The sequence below is a fragment of the Shewanella psychrophila genome, from assembly GCF_002005305.1.
GTDB lineage: Bacteria > Pseudomonadota > Gammaproteobacteria > Enterobacterales > Shewanellaceae > Shewanella > Shewanella psychrophila.
On record NZ_CP014782.1, the window covers coordinates 3,077,856 to 3,095,334 of the forward strand.

Genomic DNA, 17,479 nt, shown 5'->3' on the forward strand with positions numbered 1-17,479 from the left:
TATTTTTATACTGTAGAGCATCAAACAATCACATTTTATATGCCCCACCCTAAATCCGAAACATAACAACCCCCACAATTTAACATTTTTTCACCAAGTTGATAAAGCTATATTCTAAACCTTTGTCATTTTTTGATGTTTCTTGGCTAATCCGTTCCCAGGAACCATCATTCCACTCGGGGAAGTAAGTATCGCCATCGACATCTAAGTTAATCTCTGTGAGATAAAGTTTGTCGGCTTTACTCAAAAGCGAGGCATAAAGTTGTCCACCACCAATCACCACCAGTTCTTCACACCCGTCGGCCGCTTCGATAGCACTTTCAAATGAAGTGACACAGGTCACTCCGGCTATAGACAGATTGTCTTGGCGGCTAATGACAATATTGAGCCTTCCCGGAAGTGCGCGACCTATGGATTCATAGGTCTTTCGGCCCATGACGATGGGCTTACCTAAGGTCATCGCCTTGAAATGTTTAAGGTCTTCAGGCAGGTGCCAGGGCATCTGATTATCTTTACCAATGACACGATTATTAGCCATCGCAGCTATCATGGCGATTTTCATAGTTATCTCCGGGTCTCTTGACCCACTTAAATTAAATAACGGGGCGACTTCTGAAATATATCAAGCTAGGCATAGCTAGCCCTACCGATAAAGCACCCAGAATAAACACAGTTTTTAAGCCATTACTAATAACTTGCGAGGTGAGCTCTGGACTTATCTCAGATTGTGCCGTCAGTTGGACTAGAGCAATAACGGTATTAAACGCGTAAGTGCCAGGAATCATAGGAATAATCGCCGCAACCGCATACATAAGAGGTGGTGCTAAATGACGTTTAGCAAAGCCTATGGTAATAAGCCCTACAAAGGCTGCTGCCGCAAATGTCGCCCATTCGATGGGCAAACCGACATGAAGTAATAAGGTTCTGCTACTGTGGCCAATAGCACCAGCTAATGCACAATAGGAAAGGAATCGTTTGGGAACATTAAAGACCATGGCGAAACCGACAGCCGGTATTGCCGAAAATAGTGCATCATTAAGTAAAGACCAAACCAGTTCGACGATTTGCTCCATCAGAGAAATAACCCACCGAGTTGCATCGCCATCGTAATACCTATAACCGACGAGACGGTCAGCAATGTCGCGTGTCCCCATCTTGAAATACCGACATTGAGGTGACCCTTAACCATATCGGAAATAGCATTTATCATGGGAAACCCGGGGACTAGCATAAGCACACTCGCAGCCATGGGCAGCTTAGGTGTTGCGGTAAAGGGAATTTGATAACCAAGCTGAGCAATTAACGTTGTCACGAATGCCGTAACGGCAAAGTTTATCAGTAAATTAAAATGACGTTTGGCAATAGAAAGCCTAACAAACATTCCCACCGACGACGCACAAAAGGTCAGTATAGATGCGGGAAGATCCCCGCCAAAAAGATGACAAAAGCTGGCACATGACAAGCCAATCATAGGCACTAGGTAACGTTTGGGATAGGTTCTAGGTTGGATTCGGGAAACCCGTCTCCTGACTTCCTGAAGGCCATATAAGCCTTTCTCTGTGAGCAAACATATTCTCTGTAGTTCACAGATGACGGTCATATTAATACCATGATCGCGGGTACGCCGAGTAGTCGTAATGCAGCGGCCATGAACTAAGCTGGTTAATACTAGGGAATTTGAAGAGATAGAGATTTCGACACTGGCGAGACCCAATGCATAACCTAAGCGCTGACTGATCTCTTCAACCAGCTCAGAATCAGCACCATAAGCTAGCAGGAGTTGAGCAACCCGGACAACTTGCCGGGTTATATCATTTTGAGTATCTGCGTACACATCAATCCCGAAGAATATAAACTCAAAATGAGGCTCCGATTTACACTAAAGCTAAAGACTTACCTTTGATAGATCACTTTGACATCGTAATCATCGTCATCAAAATCATCGTCATCATCGAGGTCGTCCTCGAAGCTTTCATTTAGCTCATCACTATCTTTATGATAGTTATCCCACTTAAATTCAACTTCTTGGTCTTTATCGATGACTTCCTCATCAGGAAGTGAGTCAATAAAGTCCATAAGCTTAAGGCTTAACGCTTCTGTGCCATCGCGGTTATAAGCTGAAATGGTGAAAACATCACCCTCCCACTTAAGCTCTTTTACTATGTGATCGACACGCTCTTTAAGCTCCTCTTCGAGCAGCAAGTCTGTCTTATTGATCACCAACCATCTAGGCTTGCCGGCAAGCTCAGGAGAATGCTTCTCCAGTTCGCCAACAATGGCACGCGCCGACTCAACAGGATCGCTACCATCGATAGGTTCTATATCGATAAGGTGAAGCAGCACACGACAACGTTCTAAGTGTTTCAAGAAGCGAACACCTAGCCCGGCACCATCGGCAGCACCTTCGATCAAACCAGGAATATCGGCGATCACAAAGCTCTGACCATGTCTGGGATTAACAACCCCTAAGTTAGGCACAAGCGTGGTAAACGGATAGTCGGCTACCTTAGGAGTCGCTCTAGATACAGAACGAATAAAGGTCGACTTACCCGCATTAGGCATGCCTAAGAGACCTACATCAGCAAGCAGCATAAGCTCAAGCTTAAGGCTACGCACTTCGCCAGGTGTACCTAAGGTTTTCTGCCTAGGAGCGCGGTTAGTACTACTCTTGAAGCGAGTATTACCTAAACCGTGGAAGCCACCTTTTGCCACGAGCATTTTTTGCCCATGAACAGTCAAGTCCCCAAGAGACTCCATAGTCTCTTCATCGATAGCTCGGGTTCCTACAGGTACTTTAAGCACCAGTTCCTCACCACCATGACCGGTACAATCGCGTCCACGGCCATTTTTTCCACGCTCAGCGCGATGAAAACGCTCAAACTGGAAATCGATTAATGTGTTGAAACTTTCATCTGCTTGCAGATAAACATTACCACCATCACCGCCATCGCCACCATCCGGGCCGCCATCGGGTACATATTTTTCGCGTCTGAAACTAACGCAACCACTACCACCATCACCAGCTTCAACTCTGATCACAGCTTCATCGACAAACTTCATATCTACTCCTGGCACCACAGATTAAACGAATTATACTCGTTTCCGCTTTGGGTCGCCAAAACAATTCTTAAATATCTAAAACAATAAAGCCCCACCAAAGGCGGGGCTTTCATAAGCAATCTTAGCTAAAAGCTAAAGATTAGCCTTCGATGCTAATGAACTTACGGCTCTTAGGACCTTTAACTTCAAACTTAACTTTACCGTCAGTCAAAGCGAATAGAGTATGGTCACGACCAATACCTACGTTAACACCAGCGTGGAATTTAGTACCACGTTGACGAACGATGATGTTACCAGCAAGAACTGACTCACCACCGAAACGCTTTACACCAAGACGTTTGCTTTCTGAATCGCGGCCGTTACGAGTAGAACCGCCAGCTTTTTTATGTGCCATGAGTTAGACTCCTAATTAAGCGTTGATAGCTGTAATTTTAACTTCGGTAAACCACTGACGGTGGCCCATTTTTTTGTCGTGATGCTTACGACGACGGAACTTAACGATAGTAACTTTATCGTGACGGCCATGGCTGATAACTTCAGCAACAACCTTTCCACCTTCGACTAAAGGTGCACCAACATGTACAGTCTCACCGTCAGCAACCAAAAGAACTTGGTCAAACTCAACAGTATCGCCTGTAGCGACTTCTAATTTTTCTAAACGTAATGTATGGCCTTCAGCAACACGGTGCTGCTTACCACCACTTTGAAAAACAGCGTACATAGCTATTTTACTCCGGTATTCTAACACGGCAGCTCATTTGTTGAGTCTGGGGTGTTATAAAAGCTTTAATGACAATGGTCGCGGAGTTTACGCTAAGAAGCGTAAGGTGACAAGCCCTATTCACTAAAGAATAAAAAAAGATCGGAATTACTCGCACAATTCGCCTCAAGTGCTGTCTTAAGACGCTTTTTTAGGTAGAATCCCATAATTATAACATTAAGCCTTAATTTGGGCCGACAAGTAATTTTCGGCCCCACAGACCAGAGCCTATTTATGGATTTGAACGCCATCCGTCAGTTAGCTGATAGCGATATGCAAGACGTCAACAAGCTTATATATACACAACTTGAATCTGATGTTGCCCTGATCAATCAGTTAGGCTTCTACATTATTAATGGCGGCGGTAAACGCATGCGTCCATTACTCTCTATTTTGGCAGCTCGTGCTATTGACTACCAAGGAGAGACTCATCTTAAGCTAGCCGCTATCATTGAGTTTATCCACACAGCATCGCTTCTCCATGATGATGTCGTAGACGAGTCCATGCTCCGTAGAGGAAGGGAGACTGCTAATGCCCTATTTGGTAACAGTGCCAGCGTATTAGTCGGCGACTTCCTTTACACTCGTTCATTTCAGATGATGACTGAATTAGGCAGCATGAAAGTATTAGAGATGCTTGCCGACGCAACCAATGTACTGGCCGAGGGAGAAGTGCTGCAGTTAATGAACTGTAATGATCCTGACACCAGCGAAGAAAGTTATATGCGTGTCATCTATTGTAAGACTGCAAAATTGTTTGAAGCCGCCACGCGACTCGCTGGTGTGCTCGCCGATAGCCCCATAGAGATACAGACTGCGCTGGCGGATTACGGCAAGTACTTAGGCACTGCATTCCAGTTAACCGATGATCTACTCGACTATACGGCCGATACCGAAGAGTTAGGTAAGAACATAGGCGATGACTTGGCAGAGGGAAAACCTACCCTACCGCTTATTTATGCGATAGCCCATGGTACGGAGAAAGAACAAGGATTAATTCGTAAAGCCGTCGAACTCGGTGATGGAACCCAAAACATCGAAGAGATCCTCACAGCACTGAAGAACTGTGGTGCATTGGAATATACCTATAACAGAGCCTTAGAAGAGTCTGATAAGGCCATAAAAGCCTTGGCCTGTATTCCCGATAGCGATTACAAGCAAGCCCTGATATCTCTGGCTAAAATTGCCGTAGAAAGAAGCCACTAGAGCGTTAACCTCTAGATAGAAGCTAGAAGCTAGAAGCTAGAAGAACAGTTTGGAATCAGCCTAGCCGAAAGCAAGATCAAAAAAGGAGCCATTTGGCTCCTTTTTATTAAACAGCTATTTTATTCGTAAGCGCGATTACTTAACGAATTCAACACCTAACTTAATATCCGCTTTCAATGTATCTAACATAGCATCACGGGCATTACTTTCGAACTCACTCACGTCACCGTAAGCCAGTAGTTTCTCTACGCCATTCTTGCCCAGTAAAACTGGCTGAGCGAAGAATTCAGCATGCTCACTGCCACCATCGACATAGGCACACTCAACAACATTCTCTTCACCTTGAAGACCACGAACCAAAGATAGACCGAAGCGACATGCAGCCTGACCCATAGAAAGTGTCGCGCTGCCGCCACCGGCTTTAGCTTCAACAACTTCAGTACCCGCATTCTGGATACGAGTCGTCATTGCGGCAACTTCTTCATCGGTAAAGCTTATGCCTTCGACCTGAGATAGAAGTGGAAGAATCGTCACACCACTGTGGCCACCGATAACGTTCAGCTTAACATCAGCAACGTTTAGACCTTTCGCTTCAGCGATAAAGGTCTCAGAGCGAATAACGTCCAATGTAGTCACACCGAACAGACGGCTCTTGTCATAAACACCGGCTGCTTTTAACACTTCAGCGGCAATAGCTACTGTGGTGTTAACTGGGTTAGTGATGATACCGATCAGTGCTTTTGGACAAGTCGCAGCACATTTCTCAACTAGGTTTCTTACGATACCTGCATTGATGTTGAAAAGATCTGAACGATCCATTCCAGGTTTACGTGCAACACCAGCTGAAATAAGAACCACATCGGCACCTTCTAGGGCAGCAGATGGATCTTGACCAGCAAAGCCTTTAACTTCGACAGCTGTCGGGATATGGCTTAGATCGACCGCAACACCAGGTGTTACAGGAGCAATATCATAAAGGGACAGTTTTGAACCGGCTGGCAATTGAGTTTTTAGTAATAGGGCAAGAGCCTGGCCAATACCACCAGCGGCACCAAGTACAGCAACTTTCATAGTTATCTCCGTCAATTCTTGGATATTTGTGATACAGATCTATCTTTCTAGATGGCGCAACATTACTGGAATAATGAATAAATTTCAATTATCCCTTAGTCTTGATTAGATTTTATTTCTAATTGCCATCACAAAAACGTCTAAGTCGGTGAGCCATATACGCATTTCCCAGCATATTATCAGCTAAACAACGCAACTTTAACGCTCAGCTTAGCCTAACTTCACCTAATTACTTGGTATAACAAATCTCCCCCCTTGATAACTTGCATTTTTATTCATCCAACTCGAGTATTTGTTGACAAAAAAAGCAACAATATTCAAAATAGAGGGGATTTTTGAATAAAAGAACACAAAAACTATGCAAGCAAATAAAAATCAAGACGAACTTGTTAAGACCTTTAAGTCGATTTTGAAAGAGGAGCGTTTTGGCTCCCAAAGTGAGATTGTTATCGCCCTTCAAGCCGAAGGCTACGGCAACATAAATCAATCGAAAGTCTCCAGAATGCTGAGCAAATTTGGTGCGGTGCGTACCCGAAATGCTAAACAGGAGATGGTCTACTGCTTACCGGCAGAACTGGGTGTTCCCACCGCGGGAAGTCCGCTGAAAAATCTGGTATTAGATGTTGATCATAACCAGGCCATGATAGTCGTCAGGACAAGCCCGGGAGCGGCTCAGTTAATCGCACGTCTGCTGGACTCTATAGGCAAGCCTGAAGGGATTTTGGGCACCATTGCTGGTGATGATACTATTTTCATTACACCCGCTAACATAGACGAGATAAGCAGAACCTTAAATACGGTTAAATCTCTGTTTAACTATACAGATTAACTCAGTTCCTGAAGGAAATGATGGGACTCCAGGCCTCGGAGATGTATTATTTTCAGCATAGAAGAAGAGACGCTTATGGCGTCTCTTTTCATTTCAATATTTCCCCCCTCTTTAGTACCTATTGATATAATTATCACTCGATAGTATCCAATATATTGAATCACACTTTAATTCGTGCGAAATTAGTCAGACTATGAGAGGCAGCTTCGGGCTAAGGATGTATGATGACAATAAATAAAATAATTAAAGTCGATGATGTTTGTTGGGAGTCCTGGCAGCATTCAGAGCAATATACCAGCCAACAGAAACATATCGGCGATGCTGCAGGGTGTGAAAAAATAGGCGTAACCATGGAACGTCTCGCCCCGGGAAAATTATCAACCGTCGCTCACTATCACACCAAGGAAGAAGAACACCTTTATGCCTTAGAAGGCGAAGCAACATTGTTCATCGATGGCGAGCCTCACCCCTTTAAAAAAGGCGACTATATCTGCTTCAATGCCGATACAGCCATAGCTCACACTCTCAGGAATGATTCAGACACAGAGTTTCTTTTTATGGTGATTGGTAACCGGGATAAACACGATGTGGTGGTCTACCCAGAGAACAACAAGGTGTTAGTCAGGGCTGTCGATGAGATCTATGCCAAGCGTCCGACCAATTACTGGGATGCAGATAACCAAGATTAATCTGGTTAACCTCAAACAAAATAAAGCGCACCTAAGGGTTTAATGCAAAACCCTTAGTGTGTTTCGGTTTACCTCATTCACCTTAATGCTCTGATTACTATTTCGCCCAATCATAAAGAAAATCAGCATTATTGAGTCATACCTTTCGTAGCATTCTTAGCTGCACTACCTCATTCTCAAGTTGATTAACAAACAGATGACCTTTTAGCTGTAAAGCAAGCCAGCTATCAATCTCTACCTAAATTTAGACAGGCCAATAAGAGTGTTTTTTTAGTATATGACTATACTCAAGGAGGCATGGCTAAATCCAACCTCGGCTTGCCGCCGATTCTAAGGGTTAACAAGCACAAGCGAGCTATCTTGGCCAAATATTTAGAGGATGTTTTCATGATTAACCTATCGCTCAAGGCAAGATTACTTGGCAATACAGCCATAGTCATCGGCCTGTTAGTTCTCAGCTCTGGATACGCTATTTACAGCATGAATCAAATAGGAAAAGAGTTAAAGGCTGTTGCCGAGCAAGATATTCCGCTCACAGATAAGCTCGCCGCCATCACCACTCATCAGCTTGAACAAGCAATTCAATTTGAACGAAGTCTGCATTTCGGCACAACGATGGGAAGGGAACCTGATAACCGAGAGCATTTTAACGCTGCAATGCATCATTTCGCCGCCCTCACTCCTAAGATCGAAGCCGAAATCTTCGAAGCAGAAGCCATGGCTAAAGAAGCCATGGTGGGAGCAACGGGAACCATCTACACTGAATTCGAGTCTGTTTTGACAGCATTGAAACAAATTGAAACCGAACACAAAGGTTTTGTCGAACACGTGCATCAGGTATTTGACCTTCTGCAAAAGGGTGAGTTACATGAAGCAGAGATGATGGTTCAAAAAGTTGAACACGAAGAAGATAAACTCGATCAAGAACTCTCAGCCTTATTACATGAGATAGGTAGGTTTACCGAAGCCAGTGCCCGACATGCTCAAGACTATGAACATCAGGCTATCTGGGTGTTAAGCTTACTGTCTGGAGCCAGTATTATCATAGGCCTATTAACCAGTTGGCTCACCACCAACATGATCATTCGTGGGATTAAGCAAGCAACAAATATGGCCGAGGGAGACATAAACCACCAGATAGAAGTCAACAGCAAGGATGAAATAGGAGAGCTGTTAACCGCCATGAATGAAATGCGCCTCCGACTAGTCAATATGATCAATCATATTTCAGAGACTACGGTACGGCTTTCAGCTGAATCGGAGCAGCTAGCCGATGTCTCTCAGCAAACCAGCCAAGTGATCGATGAACAACGCAAAGAGACTGAGATCGTCGCCACCGCCATGAATCAATTAACAGTGACTTCTCAAGAGGTCGCCTCGAACCTGGCCCATACAGCTAACTCTACCACCGAGGCCAATAAGCAAACCGATGATGGCGCTAAAATTGTGCAACAGGCCGTGGTACAAATTGATGAGCTAGCTAAACAGATAGATATTTCGGTACAGGCAATTGCAGAAGTCGATCAACAGAGCGCAGCCATCACCACGGTTCTAGATGTGATCAAGGGCATAGCCGAGCAAACAAACCTGCTTGCATTGAATGCCGCCATCGAAGCAGCAAGAGCCGGCGAGCAAGGACGAGGCTTTGCCGTTGTGGCGGATGAAGTACGCACCTTGGCCGGTAGAACTCAGCAATCTACCCAAGAAATTAACTCCATAATAGATAAACTCCAAACAGGCTCAAGTAAAGCTGTGGCTGTTATGGAGCAGAGTCGTGAACAATCTCAGGCAGCAGTCGAATACTCCACCCGCTCAGGTATGGCACTGACTAAAATAGCTGAGGCCATAGACTCTATTCACCAAATGAATGTTCAAATTGCCTCTGCCGCCGATGAGCAAAGTGCAGTTTCTCAGGATGTAGATCAGAATATTACCAAGATACATACGATGTCAGTCGAGCTAGCTACGGGGGCTGAAAAACACTCCCTTGCGGGTCAAAGCCTATCTAAGATGAGCGGTGAACTAGAAGAGATGGTTAAGCAATTTCAACAGGGGCACTGAACAGTACGTAATTATACTCTAGCTAGCCACTAGCGATTCGATAATGAGTGTTTAACACTCATTTTTAGGGGCTCGATTTAAATAAACTAAAAATAACTCTGTACAATTTTTGATTATAGGGTAATATTTGCCTCGCTCAGCTGTTTAGAGTTATTAGTGATAAAATAAGTAAAAAGTAAACCTTAGATTTCTTCGTTATTGTTGTTATCCTCAGTTTCCCTTATCTTCATCGTCACATTCAATAATTCAATTTCAGCTCATCGCATATTGCGATAATTTTATGAATTTAACTATAAGGGACACATCATGTCTAATTCAACAACTGGTCTAGTAAAGTGGTTTAACGAAGAGAAAGGTTTTGGTTTCATTACTCAAGACAATGGCGGCGCTGACGTATTCGTTCACTTCCGTTCAATCACTTCTGACGGCTTCAAGACTCTAGCTGAAGGCCAGAAAGTATCTTTCGAAGTAGAGCAAGGTCAAAAAGGCCTTCAAGCAGCAAACGTAGTTGCGCTGTAACTTTGTAAGTTGACGTAAATGGATTTATGCCATTTACGTCATATTTGATTCAACTTTAATAAAATTTTATACCGTACCTGCGAAAATATTAACATTCCAATCATCTGCTTCTTTGTATATGTCGTTACGTTTCTCACTCAGCTCGTTACATCACTATAAATAAATATTAAACATTTACTGCCAAAGCTAATTTTCAGTTTGTACCTCTAGTACATTGATCTTGCAAATAATAAAACAAGCCGAAACATGTCTTGGGCACCAGATCTGACACTATTTAAGTACAACATCTGTATCAAAATCAGTAAGCCAATCCCCCCAATAAACCAAAAGGTAATCAATGAAAGTAAACTTCAACATCTTTAAGAATCAAATTTCCTGGAATGCATTAATCCACCAGTTAAATGGTGATGTACTATTACGTCATATTTTAATGAAAGGTAACTTAGATAACAGGAATATTGAATTGTCCTATTGTGATGAAACCTGCCAAGGTAAGATCATTAATAGTGAAAATCAGCTTATCGGCAACTTCTCAATCTCCTGCTAGTACCATTAAGCCATATATTTAGAAAATAATTAACGCCTGTGAGTTGCCCCAGTCCCGCTCTCCCCTTTTCAATGAGCAATTAACACCAGCCTATTGAAAGAGCAAATTGAGTGTAATTCGATAGAAATGCAATAAAACTAAGTCTATGGCCCTCTGAACAGATAAACCGACTTCGGTATTGTGTTCCTTAAAGTATGACTTCAAAAGGGAGCACCATTCCCTCACTCATCCGTCTTGAATTATGCAGCCAAAAATAACTCTGAGTTAACCACTTTTTTATACCGATTAGTATACGCTCACCAAACAAGTTGACAGCGCTGTCATTCGGCGGGTAAGTTAATCATCGCTAGAGGGTAATGGAGTACCTCTTGGAGTAACTATTTATAAAAACAATAGATCTCAATAATTTAAAGGAATAATAAAATGAAAAAAGCAGCACTAATCGCCTCTACAATTTTATGCGCATCGACACTATTTGCAGGAGTGGCGACAGCCGGAGACTGGTGGCGCACAGTAAGTGCCACAGCTTCTATAAGTGGCGGGAGTGGACAAGGTCAAGTCTGCGGTTTAGCTGAAAACAAGCTGCGTGCTCAATATAGTGATGTAACAGCTATCAAAACCTACTTTGGTTTCGATACGTACACTTTAACCTCACATTGTAGAGCTACGGGTCAAACCCAGCAATAACCCTAGCTTGCACATCTGGAATAAAAACTAAATTTTTCACTCATTTTTAAAATATCTATGGATTACGCTGTCATTAAGCGGGGAATTTAAGACCCTGTAGCAGATTCTGTGTAACTACCTAAATTATATATAGTCTGCTATTCGATCTTCAAATTCAATAATAAAACGATTGAGTGCTGGTTTCCAGTTTCTTATCGGCATGGTCCACTTCTTCGAAGCTTGCATAATCGCCAAGTAAACGACTTTCTTCGCTGAGTCATCATTTGGGAAGAGCTTACGATTCTTGATTGCTTTCCTAATCACACTGTTTAATGACTCGATAGCATTAGTTGTATAGATGGCTTTCCGGATGTCTTGAGGGTAATTAAATAGCGTATTAAGATTAGTCCAGTGCCTGTGCCAGGATGCTGAGATACTAGGATATTTAGCGTCCCATTGCTCGCCAAAACGTTCCAAATTAAGCAACGCTTCCTCTTCGGTCACTGACTGGTAAATCCTCTTTAAATCAGCTGTCACCGCCTTGTAATCTTTGTACGGCACAAACTTCATCGAGTTTCGAACCATATGGACGATGCAGAGCTGGATTTGAGTGTTTGGGAACACGGTATTTATGGCATCAGGAAAACCTTTTAGACCGTCAATGCAGGCGATGAGGATATCTTTGAGTCCACGATTTTGAAGCTCTGTCAGTACATTTAACCAAAACTTAGCGCCCTCGTTCTCTGCTATCCACATGCCAAGTAACTCTTTATGGCCTTCGAGGTTAACGCCAAGCGCGAGGAAAATAGCTTTGTTGATGACCTTACTGTTCTCCCTGATTTTAACCACAATACAGTCAAGGTAAACGATAGGATACACGGGTTCTAGCGGACGAGATTGCCATTCGACGACACGCTCAAGGACTGAGTTAGTGACGCGAGAAATTAGCGTTGGTGATATCTCTGCGCCATACATCTCATCAAAGGTATCGACAATATCTCGTGTCGTCATTCCTTTCGCATAAAGATGTAAAATTTTGTCATCCATCGAGGTGAAGCGGCTTTGGTTCTTTTTAACAATCTCAGGCTCAAAGCTACCATTTCGGTCACGGGGAGTGTCTAACTCGAAGCATCCATCTTCGGTCTTTATTTGTTTGTGGGAGTAGCCATTGCGGTTATTACCAGCCGCGACCTTCTCGTTTTTTTGATAGCCTAAGTGATAATCGAGTTCAGCATTTAATGCGGCCTCAACAGTGACTTTGGTTAACATAGCCCTGAAGTCATTTAAATCGGCTTCGGTTTTAATGCCTTTAGCGGCTTGTTTAGCGAATGCTTCTAGTTCTTTTTTATTCATACTCTACCTTCCATTGACCCACATAGGGTACTGATTGAAAGGTAGTTACACAAAATTATTTACAGGCTCGTATTTAATCATCCCCGGAGGGTAATGGAGTACCTCTGGGAATAACTATTTATAAAAATAATAGTTATTAACAACTTAAAGGAATAATAAAATGAAAAAACAGCATTAATCGCATCGACAATTTTATGTGTATCTACCCTACTCACAGGCTTTGCAGCGGCAGGTGATTGGTGGCGTACTGTATCTGTAACGGCATCGCAAAGTGTGCCCGCAGACCATAATCAAGTCTGCGCCAATGCCTCTAATAAACTTAGAGCACAATATTCAGATGTAACTATTATCAAAACCAGAATCAGCTTTGATCAGTATTCAGGAACCCTGTACTGCACGGCGACAGGCCAAACCCAGCAGTAACGCTAACGATAGATTAAGTCGGTTAAATATCAAGTAGGCGTCATCAACTGAGTTGGTGACGCCTTTTAAACCTAAAATGATGCACTTTTATCATTTCACTGTTAACGCATATCGCCTAGAAAGCTTGATATACAGAAACAGTGACAGGAAGATCACACAACCACCTAGCGCTTTTTGTAGTTCCAACGTCTCTCCCAACATAGTGACACTCAGCATCATGGTCCATATAGGCTCTAAAATCATGATTAACGCTGCGGTTTCCATCTTGATAGAGTACTGACCCATAGTTTGCAGCAAGTAACGTATCGAAGTCGCCAAAATGGTAGAAATAACAAACCAAAATAGTAAGTTGTGGCTGTATTCGAAGGCATACTCTTGAGTAAATCCTACATAAACTAGGCCCACTATGCCCACCGTAAATAGCTGTAAACATATTGAAACCAAGGGCGTTAGCTGGCTACTAATTCTCTTATTCAGCACAAAGTGAATAGAAAGAAGCACCGCAGCAAGTAAAAAATAGAGCTGGCTTGCATCAACTTGCCAACCATTACCTAACGTCAGCAACATCATGCCTATCATGCTAACAGGCAAAGCTAACCAAAATGCTTTGTTCGGTGTGACCTGAAAAAATATCCATGAAGTCACGGGAGCAATGATCATAGCTAAACTCATGATAAACGCCCCTTCAGACAGGCTACTGCTAATTGACACGGCATAGACCCAAACTTGCAATGCCAGTCCAAGAAATACACCGACACCACAAGCCAAAAAAATCTGCTTAAGGCTTAACTTCACGACATGCTTATAGCAGAACGGCAGTAAAACCAAGCTGGCCAGCAAGAACCTTATCGCAATAAACGTCTCTCCCGGCATCTCTAACACGACTAACTTAGACGCAATCCAACCTAATGCCGCCAGTAAGGTGGCTAAAAGTAGGTACAACTCTGCACGCATCAACGACTCTCTTCTCATTGTGTGGGCTGAAATCGATAAATTTACTCTTAAATTTCAACCTATCAAGCAAACAATACAGACTCAGCTCAAACTCAAATTCAAATTCAAATTCAAATTCAGCACTGAAAACAAAAAAGCAACCACACGCGAATGCGTGGTTGCTCTATCAAATATCAAGCCGATCTTAACCTACCTTTGCAGGTTTAACTACTGGTAGACTCACAATAAAAGCTAGGTTTGATTTACTACTGAAGTTATTCAGTTTCCCGTTTAACCAAAATGAAGGTCAGGTACATTTTGGTGGGTAAAGACAACGCCATGCCGAAGGCAACGCACATGGCACTAACCATGATCCCTCTTACCCCCATAGCTTCAATCATGTCACTGAAGTTGTGGAAGTAAACTCCAAGCATAATTAAACAAATACCAATTATGACACAGCTCTTTAAAATTAGGATTAGCTTGTCATCAGTCACTATAGCCTCCCCATTATCAGCATTATCTTTGGCTAATGTATCACGCCATTATAATGAATCGTTCTGGTCTAATACGCGTTGACTGAGATCAAAAAACAGCGGCTAAAAATTAACATGCTCATCAACACCTCAATCCATGGCACAGGCCTACGGCATAGCCTAATTATGCAGGTTAACGCTCATATAGCTGGCTTAAGGTTTCCAAGATCAAGCTCTGTTTACTCGACATCTGCTTAAATTCAACTTCGTGCTTACCATTAAAGATATCACTCATCCCCTTAGCACCAACATCCGGCTGATAGATATTCTTTGATATGGTTTCTAATAGAAGGCTTTTATCGTGGTAATCCGTTTTCAATGTCAGCTTATCATTAATTTTTTGAGGCAAGATGATATAGGCTACACCGAACTCTTGGGCCAGAGATATTGTCCCCTTGCCTTCTGCTAATACCAGGCATGACTTGGAAATCATATAGTTATTAACTTCAGCAGGCAGCTTTCCAGCGAAGACGATTAATGGCGTATTCAGATCGGACGAGAGTTTCTTGGGTATCTCCGCATCACTAATGTGGATGGTTTCATGCTGTTCAATTGCTGGAATACCATAGTCTCCGACAATGAAGATAATCGGGCGTTGGCGATTCTTCCCGCTTAAGGCATTTATCTGCGTCTGCACTAATTCCTCACGACTTTCCTCCGACACTTGATGAAATCCATAATTGTAGACCAATGGAATGTCTTCTTGTGCTAACAAGGCTAAGTTCGATCTTGTGGTAGGTGCTAACTGAGTACTGGTATCGATACTGGCTTTATTGACTAAGGTACGATAGATGGCTTTGGCTTCGATATTCTCTGGATATGTCTCCTCGCTACCCGCAATAAATATCTGCCTTTTCTCTGGCTGGTGATCTTTATCTCGCATATGAACTTCGGTGATATTTTGCAGTTCAGGGTACATGATCCCTTGGCTATCACGCGCCCCTGTAAGCAGCAAAGTCTTCCCCTCCCACGGGTCACTCATGTTACTAAACTCGAACCCCGTCTCTAAGAGGTTCGGACACAGCTTAAGCAGCTTACCTCTTGCCGTTAAAGGGGCTTTTTGTTCAAACGTAAAGGTAAATTCACTCTTTTGTGAGTACAACTCTTTGTCGTAGCCCCTAACAAGAGCAGGGACTTCTAATTTTTCATTGTCAGCTGAAGGCCCCTTTATTACGATGGCATCATTGGTCACTGTGCCAAAAATTTCATGGAGTTCATCTGCATTCGTGAAGCAAGCGGAGGTACTATCTGGAATAATGATATGAACTTGGTCCTCGTCTCCTTCAATGATCCCTCCATCTGCAAACACTTGATAAAATTCAGGTAGATAATTATTCACGTCATGGCCTTCTTTCACGGCCAGAATGACTCGTACCTCCTGATGGAAAGGCTTAAAATCGTCATCATCTGTGATTATCGATATGACCTGTTTACTGGGTAAATACGAAGAAAGTTCCAGCATTGCTCTCAAATTGATTCCTTGCTCCCCATAATTCGGCGAATTAGGCACAAAGAACACGATATTATTAAACCCCGCACAAAAAGCGGCTAGCTTTCCAGCTTGATCAAGAGAAATTTCAGCGACTCGGAGTACCGCCAGTTCAGGCATAAGGGTTTGCTCACTAATCCCTAGCACACCGGTTAAGATATCTCGATTCGGATAACTGTAATACACATTTTCGGGTCGACTCACGGACTGTGGAGGCTGAGGAGGTTTATCTTTTACAGCTTCATTTCTGGCAATCACCATTTGCTGATTAATGGCCAAAATAGGGGCTGGCTCAATGATAAAGGCATTATCATTGAGCCAATTTTTGTCGATTGATTGCAATATTTCAGTGGTTAATTTTTCTTGACTGTAATAAATGTGTTGAGGAGCTACGGCTTGACCTTCTACCTTCCAAGGTAAAAAAATATGCCCACGTAGTTCACTAAACCGGATCTCATCGGATAACATGCTGGCCGTTGAGCAAGTGATATTAAAGTAACCTTTACTGCCATCGACAATTTGGTATTCGTGTATAAGGTCTGCATGTCGAAAATGATAATAAAAGCCCTTAGTGGGACAGCCGAGTCTCGCCCCCACTTGAATAACCAATTGAACCGGAATAAATGATTCACTGACTTTTTGAGAACCAATGGGGACCATAGCCACAGGCTGAACCGATAATTGACTACTCTTGCCCGTGGCCAATATATGCTGAAGCCGTTTCGCTTCATCAAATCGTCCTAGGGTACTTAGCAAAGTATGTTCGCCAAAGGCCTCGGCTGTGGAGAGCGCTAGGACGGGTTCATTATAGGTTTTAGCCAGCATAAAGTAGCCGTAGCTTAGTGCACTCAAGCGCTGAGGTGTGCAAGCTATTTCTATATTGTACTGGTAAGAAATAGGGGTCACCGCTTCTTTAACTTTTGACGTATCCGGCTTGTAATCCAATGGCGGCGAAGGCGGCAGTGACTCAGAGCCCCCACGCCCAAATAAGATACTGCTGCCAGCAGAGCTAAAACGTTGAGTAATGGCGGTAGTGGCACCGATAGGAAAATCCATACAAGCACTCGCCGACGTGATCCATTCACCTTCGGATAAAACAAATAATGGATTTCTAGGACTGCTGCTCAATAAAACAAGCTCACCGGCGGCAAGTTGATATTTGATTTGGCTTAACGAGTTGCCACTAGGCAGAAGCTCCAGCCATTCATTATCACTTATCCAAGAGATATCCGATTCAATACTGCTTGCGTCATGTAACATCAATTCATTAACATTGACTATCTTACCTATTGGCATATTTTCTCCAAAAGAGGATGGTTGCAAATAATCAAATGAGG

Annotated in this window: 18 protein-coding genes; 7 read left to right on the plus strand and 11 right to left on the minus strand. The window is 43.0% G+C overall.

What is annotated here, in order from left to right:
• Window positions 1–79 precede the first annotated feature (79 nt).
• The 6 genes from folA to rplU form a co-directional block, all read right to left on the minus strand.
• Window positions 80–562 carry a type 3 dihydrofolate reductase gene (gene folA / locus sps_RS13240; RefSeq protein WP_077752963.1) on the minus strand — a complete coding sequence of 161 codons (483 nt, stop codon included), beginning with the start codon at window positions 560–562 and terminating at the stop codon, window positions 80–82.
• A 31-nt stretch (window positions 563–593) separates the two neighbouring features.
• Window positions 594–1,073: a threonine/serine exporter family protein gene (locus sps_RS13245; protein WP_418346751.1), complete on the minus strand. Its 480-nt coding sequence runs from the start codon at window positions 1,071–1,073 to the stop codon at window positions 594–596.
• Window positions 1,073–1,834 (minus strand): threonine/serine exporter family protein, encoded by a 762-nt coding sequence (locus sps_RS13250; protein WP_077752964.1) that lies wholly within the window; start codon window positions 1,832–1,834, stop codon window positions 1,073–1,075. Before sps_RS13250 ends, sps_RS13245 begins: the two co-directional genes overlap by 1 nt.
• A gap of 59 nt (window positions 1,835–1,893) precedes the next feature.
• Window positions 1,894–3,060, minus strand: coding sequence for an Obg family GTPase CgtA (cgtA, locus tag sps_RS13255; protein ID WP_077752965.1), 1,167 nt, complete (start codon window positions 3,058–3,060; stop codon window positions 1,894–1,896).
• A gap of 139 nt (window positions 3,061–3,199) precedes the next feature.
• The gene (rpmA, locus tag sps_RS13260) at window positions 3,200–3,454 is read right to left on the minus strand and encodes a 50S ribosomal protein L27 (protein WP_077752966.1); all 255 of its coding nucleotides are present in this window, start codon (window positions 3,452–3,454) and stop codon (window positions 3,200–3,202) included.
• Between the two features lie 15 nt (window positions 3,455–3,469).
• The gene (rplU, locus tag sps_RS13265; RefSeq protein ID WP_077752967.1) at window positions 3,470–3,781 is read right to left on the minus strand and encodes a 50S ribosomal protein L21; all 312 of its coding nucleotides are present in this window, start codon (window positions 3,779–3,781) and stop codon (window positions 3,470–3,472) included.
• Between the two features lie 273 nt (window positions 3,782–4,054).
• On the opposite strand from rplU, the gene ispB reads away from it, so the two are divergent.
• Complete coding sequence (gene ispB, locus sps_RS13270) at window positions 4,055–5,026, plus strand: octaprenyl diphosphate synthase (protein ID WP_077752968.1); 972 nt, start codon at window positions 4,055–4,057, stop codon at window positions 5,024–5,026.
• A 135-nt stretch (window positions 5,027–5,161) separates the two neighbouring features.
• Here the strand turns inward: ispB and mdh are convergent, their stop codons facing one another.
• A complete protein-coding gene (mdh, locus tag sps_RS13275) occupies window positions 5,162–6,097 on the minus strand; it encodes a malate dehydrogenase (RefSeq protein ID WP_077752969.1) in 936 nt (311 codons plus the stop codon).
• A 358-nt stretch (window positions 6,098–6,455) separates the two neighbouring features.
• Here mdh and argR point away from each other — a divergent pair, with 358 nt between their 5' ends.
• The 6 genes from argR (at window position 6,456) to sps_RS13305 (ending at window position 11,429) form a co-directional block, all read left to right on the plus strand.
• Window positions 6,456–6,926 carry a transcriptional regulator ArgR gene (gene argR, locus sps_RS13280; protein ID WP_077752970.1) on the plus strand — a complete coding sequence of 157 codons (471 nt, stop codon included), beginning with the start codon at window positions 6,456–6,458 and terminating at the stop codon, window positions 6,924–6,926.
• 221 nt (window positions 6,927–7,147) lie between these two features.
• Window positions 7,148–7,615 carry a cupin domain-containing protein gene (locus sps_RS13285; RefSeq protein WP_237158072.1) on the plus strand — a complete coding sequence of 156 codons (468 nt, stop codon included), beginning with the start codon at window positions 7,148–7,150 and terminating at the stop codon, window positions 7,613–7,615.
• Between the two features lie 297 nt (window positions 7,616–7,912).
• On the plus strand, window positions 7,913–9,676 hold the full coding sequence (locus tag sps_RS13290) for a methyl-accepting chemotaxis protein (RefSeq protein ID WP_237158073.1): 1,764 nt from the start codon (window positions 7,913–7,915) through the stop codon (window positions 9,674–9,676).
• 306 nt (window positions 9,677–9,982) lie between these two features.
• Window positions 9,983–10,195 carry a transcription antiterminator/RNA stability regulator CspE gene (gene cspE / locus sps_RS13295; RefSeq protein WP_005497134.1) on the plus strand — a complete coding sequence of 71 codons (213 nt, stop codon included), beginning with the start codon at window positions 9,983–9,985 and terminating at the stop codon, window positions 10,193–10,195.
• 337 nt (window positions 10,196–10,532) lie between these two features.
• Entirely contained in the window at window positions 10,533–10,742 is a 210-nt protein-coding gene (locus tag sps_RS13300; RefSeq protein WP_077752972.1) for a hypothetical protein, read from the plus strand.
• Window positions 10,743–11,165: 423 nt separating this feature from the next.
• The gene (locus tag sps_RS13305) at window positions 11,166–11,429 is read left to right on the plus strand and encodes a hypothetical protein (RefSeq protein ID WP_077752973.1); all 264 of its coding nucleotides are present in this window, start codon (window positions 11,166–11,168) and stop codon (window positions 11,427–11,429) included.
• A gap of 123 nt (window positions 11,430–11,552) precedes the next feature.
• Here sps_RS13305 and sps_RS13310 read toward each other — a convergent pair whose 3' ends face one another.
• From sps_RS13310 to sps_RS13330, 4 genes are all read right to left on the minus strand, one after another.
• Window positions 11,553–12,761 carry an IS256 family transposase gene (locus tag sps_RS13310; protein WP_077751464.1) on the minus strand — a complete coding sequence of 403 codons (1,209 nt, stop codon included), beginning with the start codon at window positions 12,759–12,761 and terminating at the stop codon, window positions 11,553–11,555.
• Between the two features lie 513 nt (window positions 12,762–13,274).
• On the minus strand, window positions 13,275–14,138 hold the full coding sequence (locus tag sps_RS13315; RefSeq protein ID WP_149027274.1) for a DMT family transporter: 864 nt from the start codon (window positions 14,136–14,138) through the stop codon (window positions 13,275–13,277).
• Between the two features lie 254 nt (window positions 14,139–14,392).
• Window positions 14,393–14,614, minus strand: coding sequence for a hypothetical protein (locus sps_RS13325; protein WP_077752976.1), 222 nt, complete (start codon window positions 14,612–14,614; stop codon window positions 14,393–14,395).
• Window positions 14,615–14,786: 172 nt separating this feature from the next.
• Window positions 14,787–17,438, minus strand: a complete 2,652-nt coding sequence (locus tag sps_RS13330) for a hypothetical protein (protein WP_077752977.1) — start codon at window positions 17,436–17,438, stop codon at window positions 14,787–14,789.
• Window positions 17,439–17,479: the final 41 nt, after the last annotated feature.

What these genes read in the sequence shown, in the direction of transcription:
- folA (WP_077752963.1), bottom strand. Translation starts at nt 562, where the DNA reads ATGAAAATCGCCATGATAGCTGCGATGGCTAATAATCGTGTCATTGGT.
- sps_RS13245 (WP_418346751.1), bottom strand. Translation starts at nt 1,073, where the DNA reads ATGGAGCAAATCGTCGAACTGGTTTGGTCTTTACTTAATGATGCACTA.
- cgtA (WP_077752965.1), bottom strand. Translation starts at nt 3,060, where the DNA reads ATGAAGTTTGTCGATGAAGCTGTGATCAGAGTTGAAGCTGGTGATGGT.
- rpmA (WP_077752966.1), bottom strand. Translation starts at nt 3,454, where the DNA reads ATGGCACATAAAAAAGCTGGCGGTTCTACTCGTAACGGCCGCGATTCA.
- rplU (WP_077752967.1), bottom strand. Translation starts at nt 3,781, where the DNA reads ATGTACGCTGTTTTTCAAAGTGGTGGTAAGCAGCACCGTGTTGCTGAA.
- ispB (WP_077752968.1), top strand. Translation starts at nt 4,055, where the DNA reads ATGGATTTGAACGCCATCCGTCAGTTAGCTGATAGCGATATGCAAGAC.
- mdh (WP_077752969.1), bottom strand. Translation starts at nt 6,097, where the DNA reads ATGAAAGTTGCTGTACTTGGTGCCGCTGGTGGTATTGGCCAGGCTCTT.
- argR (WP_077752970.1), top strand. Translation starts at nt 6,456, where the DNA reads ATGCAAGCAAATAAAAATCAAGACGAACTTGTTAAGACCTTTAAGTCG.
- sps_RS13285 (WP_237158072.1), top strand. Translation starts at nt 7,148, where the DNA reads ATGATGACAATAAATAAAATAATTAAAGTCGATGATGTTTGTTGGGAG.
- sps_RS13290 (WP_237158073.1), top strand. Translation starts at nt 7,913, where the DNA reads ATGGCTAAATCCAACCTCGGCTTGCCGCCGATTCTAAGGGTTAACAAG.
- cspE (WP_005497134.1), top strand. Translation starts at nt 9,983, where the DNA reads ATGTCTAATTCAACAACTGGTCTAGTAAAGTGGTTTAACGAAGAGAAA.
- sps_RS13300 (WP_077752972.1), top strand. Translation starts at nt 10,533, where the DNA reads ATGAAAGTAAACTTCAACATCTTTAAGAATCAAATTTCCTGGAATGCA.
- sps_RS13305 (WP_077752973.1), top strand. Translation starts at nt 11,166, where the DNA reads ATGAAAAAAGCAGCACTAATCGCCTCTACAATTTTATGCGCATCGACA.
- sps_RS13310 (WP_077751464.1), bottom strand. Translation starts at nt 12,761, where the DNA reads ATGAATAAAAAAGAACTAGAAGCATTCGCTAAACAAGCCGCTAAAGGC.
- sps_RS13315 (WP_149027274.1), bottom strand. Translation starts at nt 14,138, where the DNA reads ATGCGTGCAGAGTTGTACCTACTTTTAGCCACCTTACTGGCGGCATTA.
- sps_RS13330 (WP_077752977.1), bottom strand. Translation starts at nt 17,438, where the DNA reads ATGCCAATAGGTAAGATAGTCAATGTTAATGAATTGATGTTACATGAC.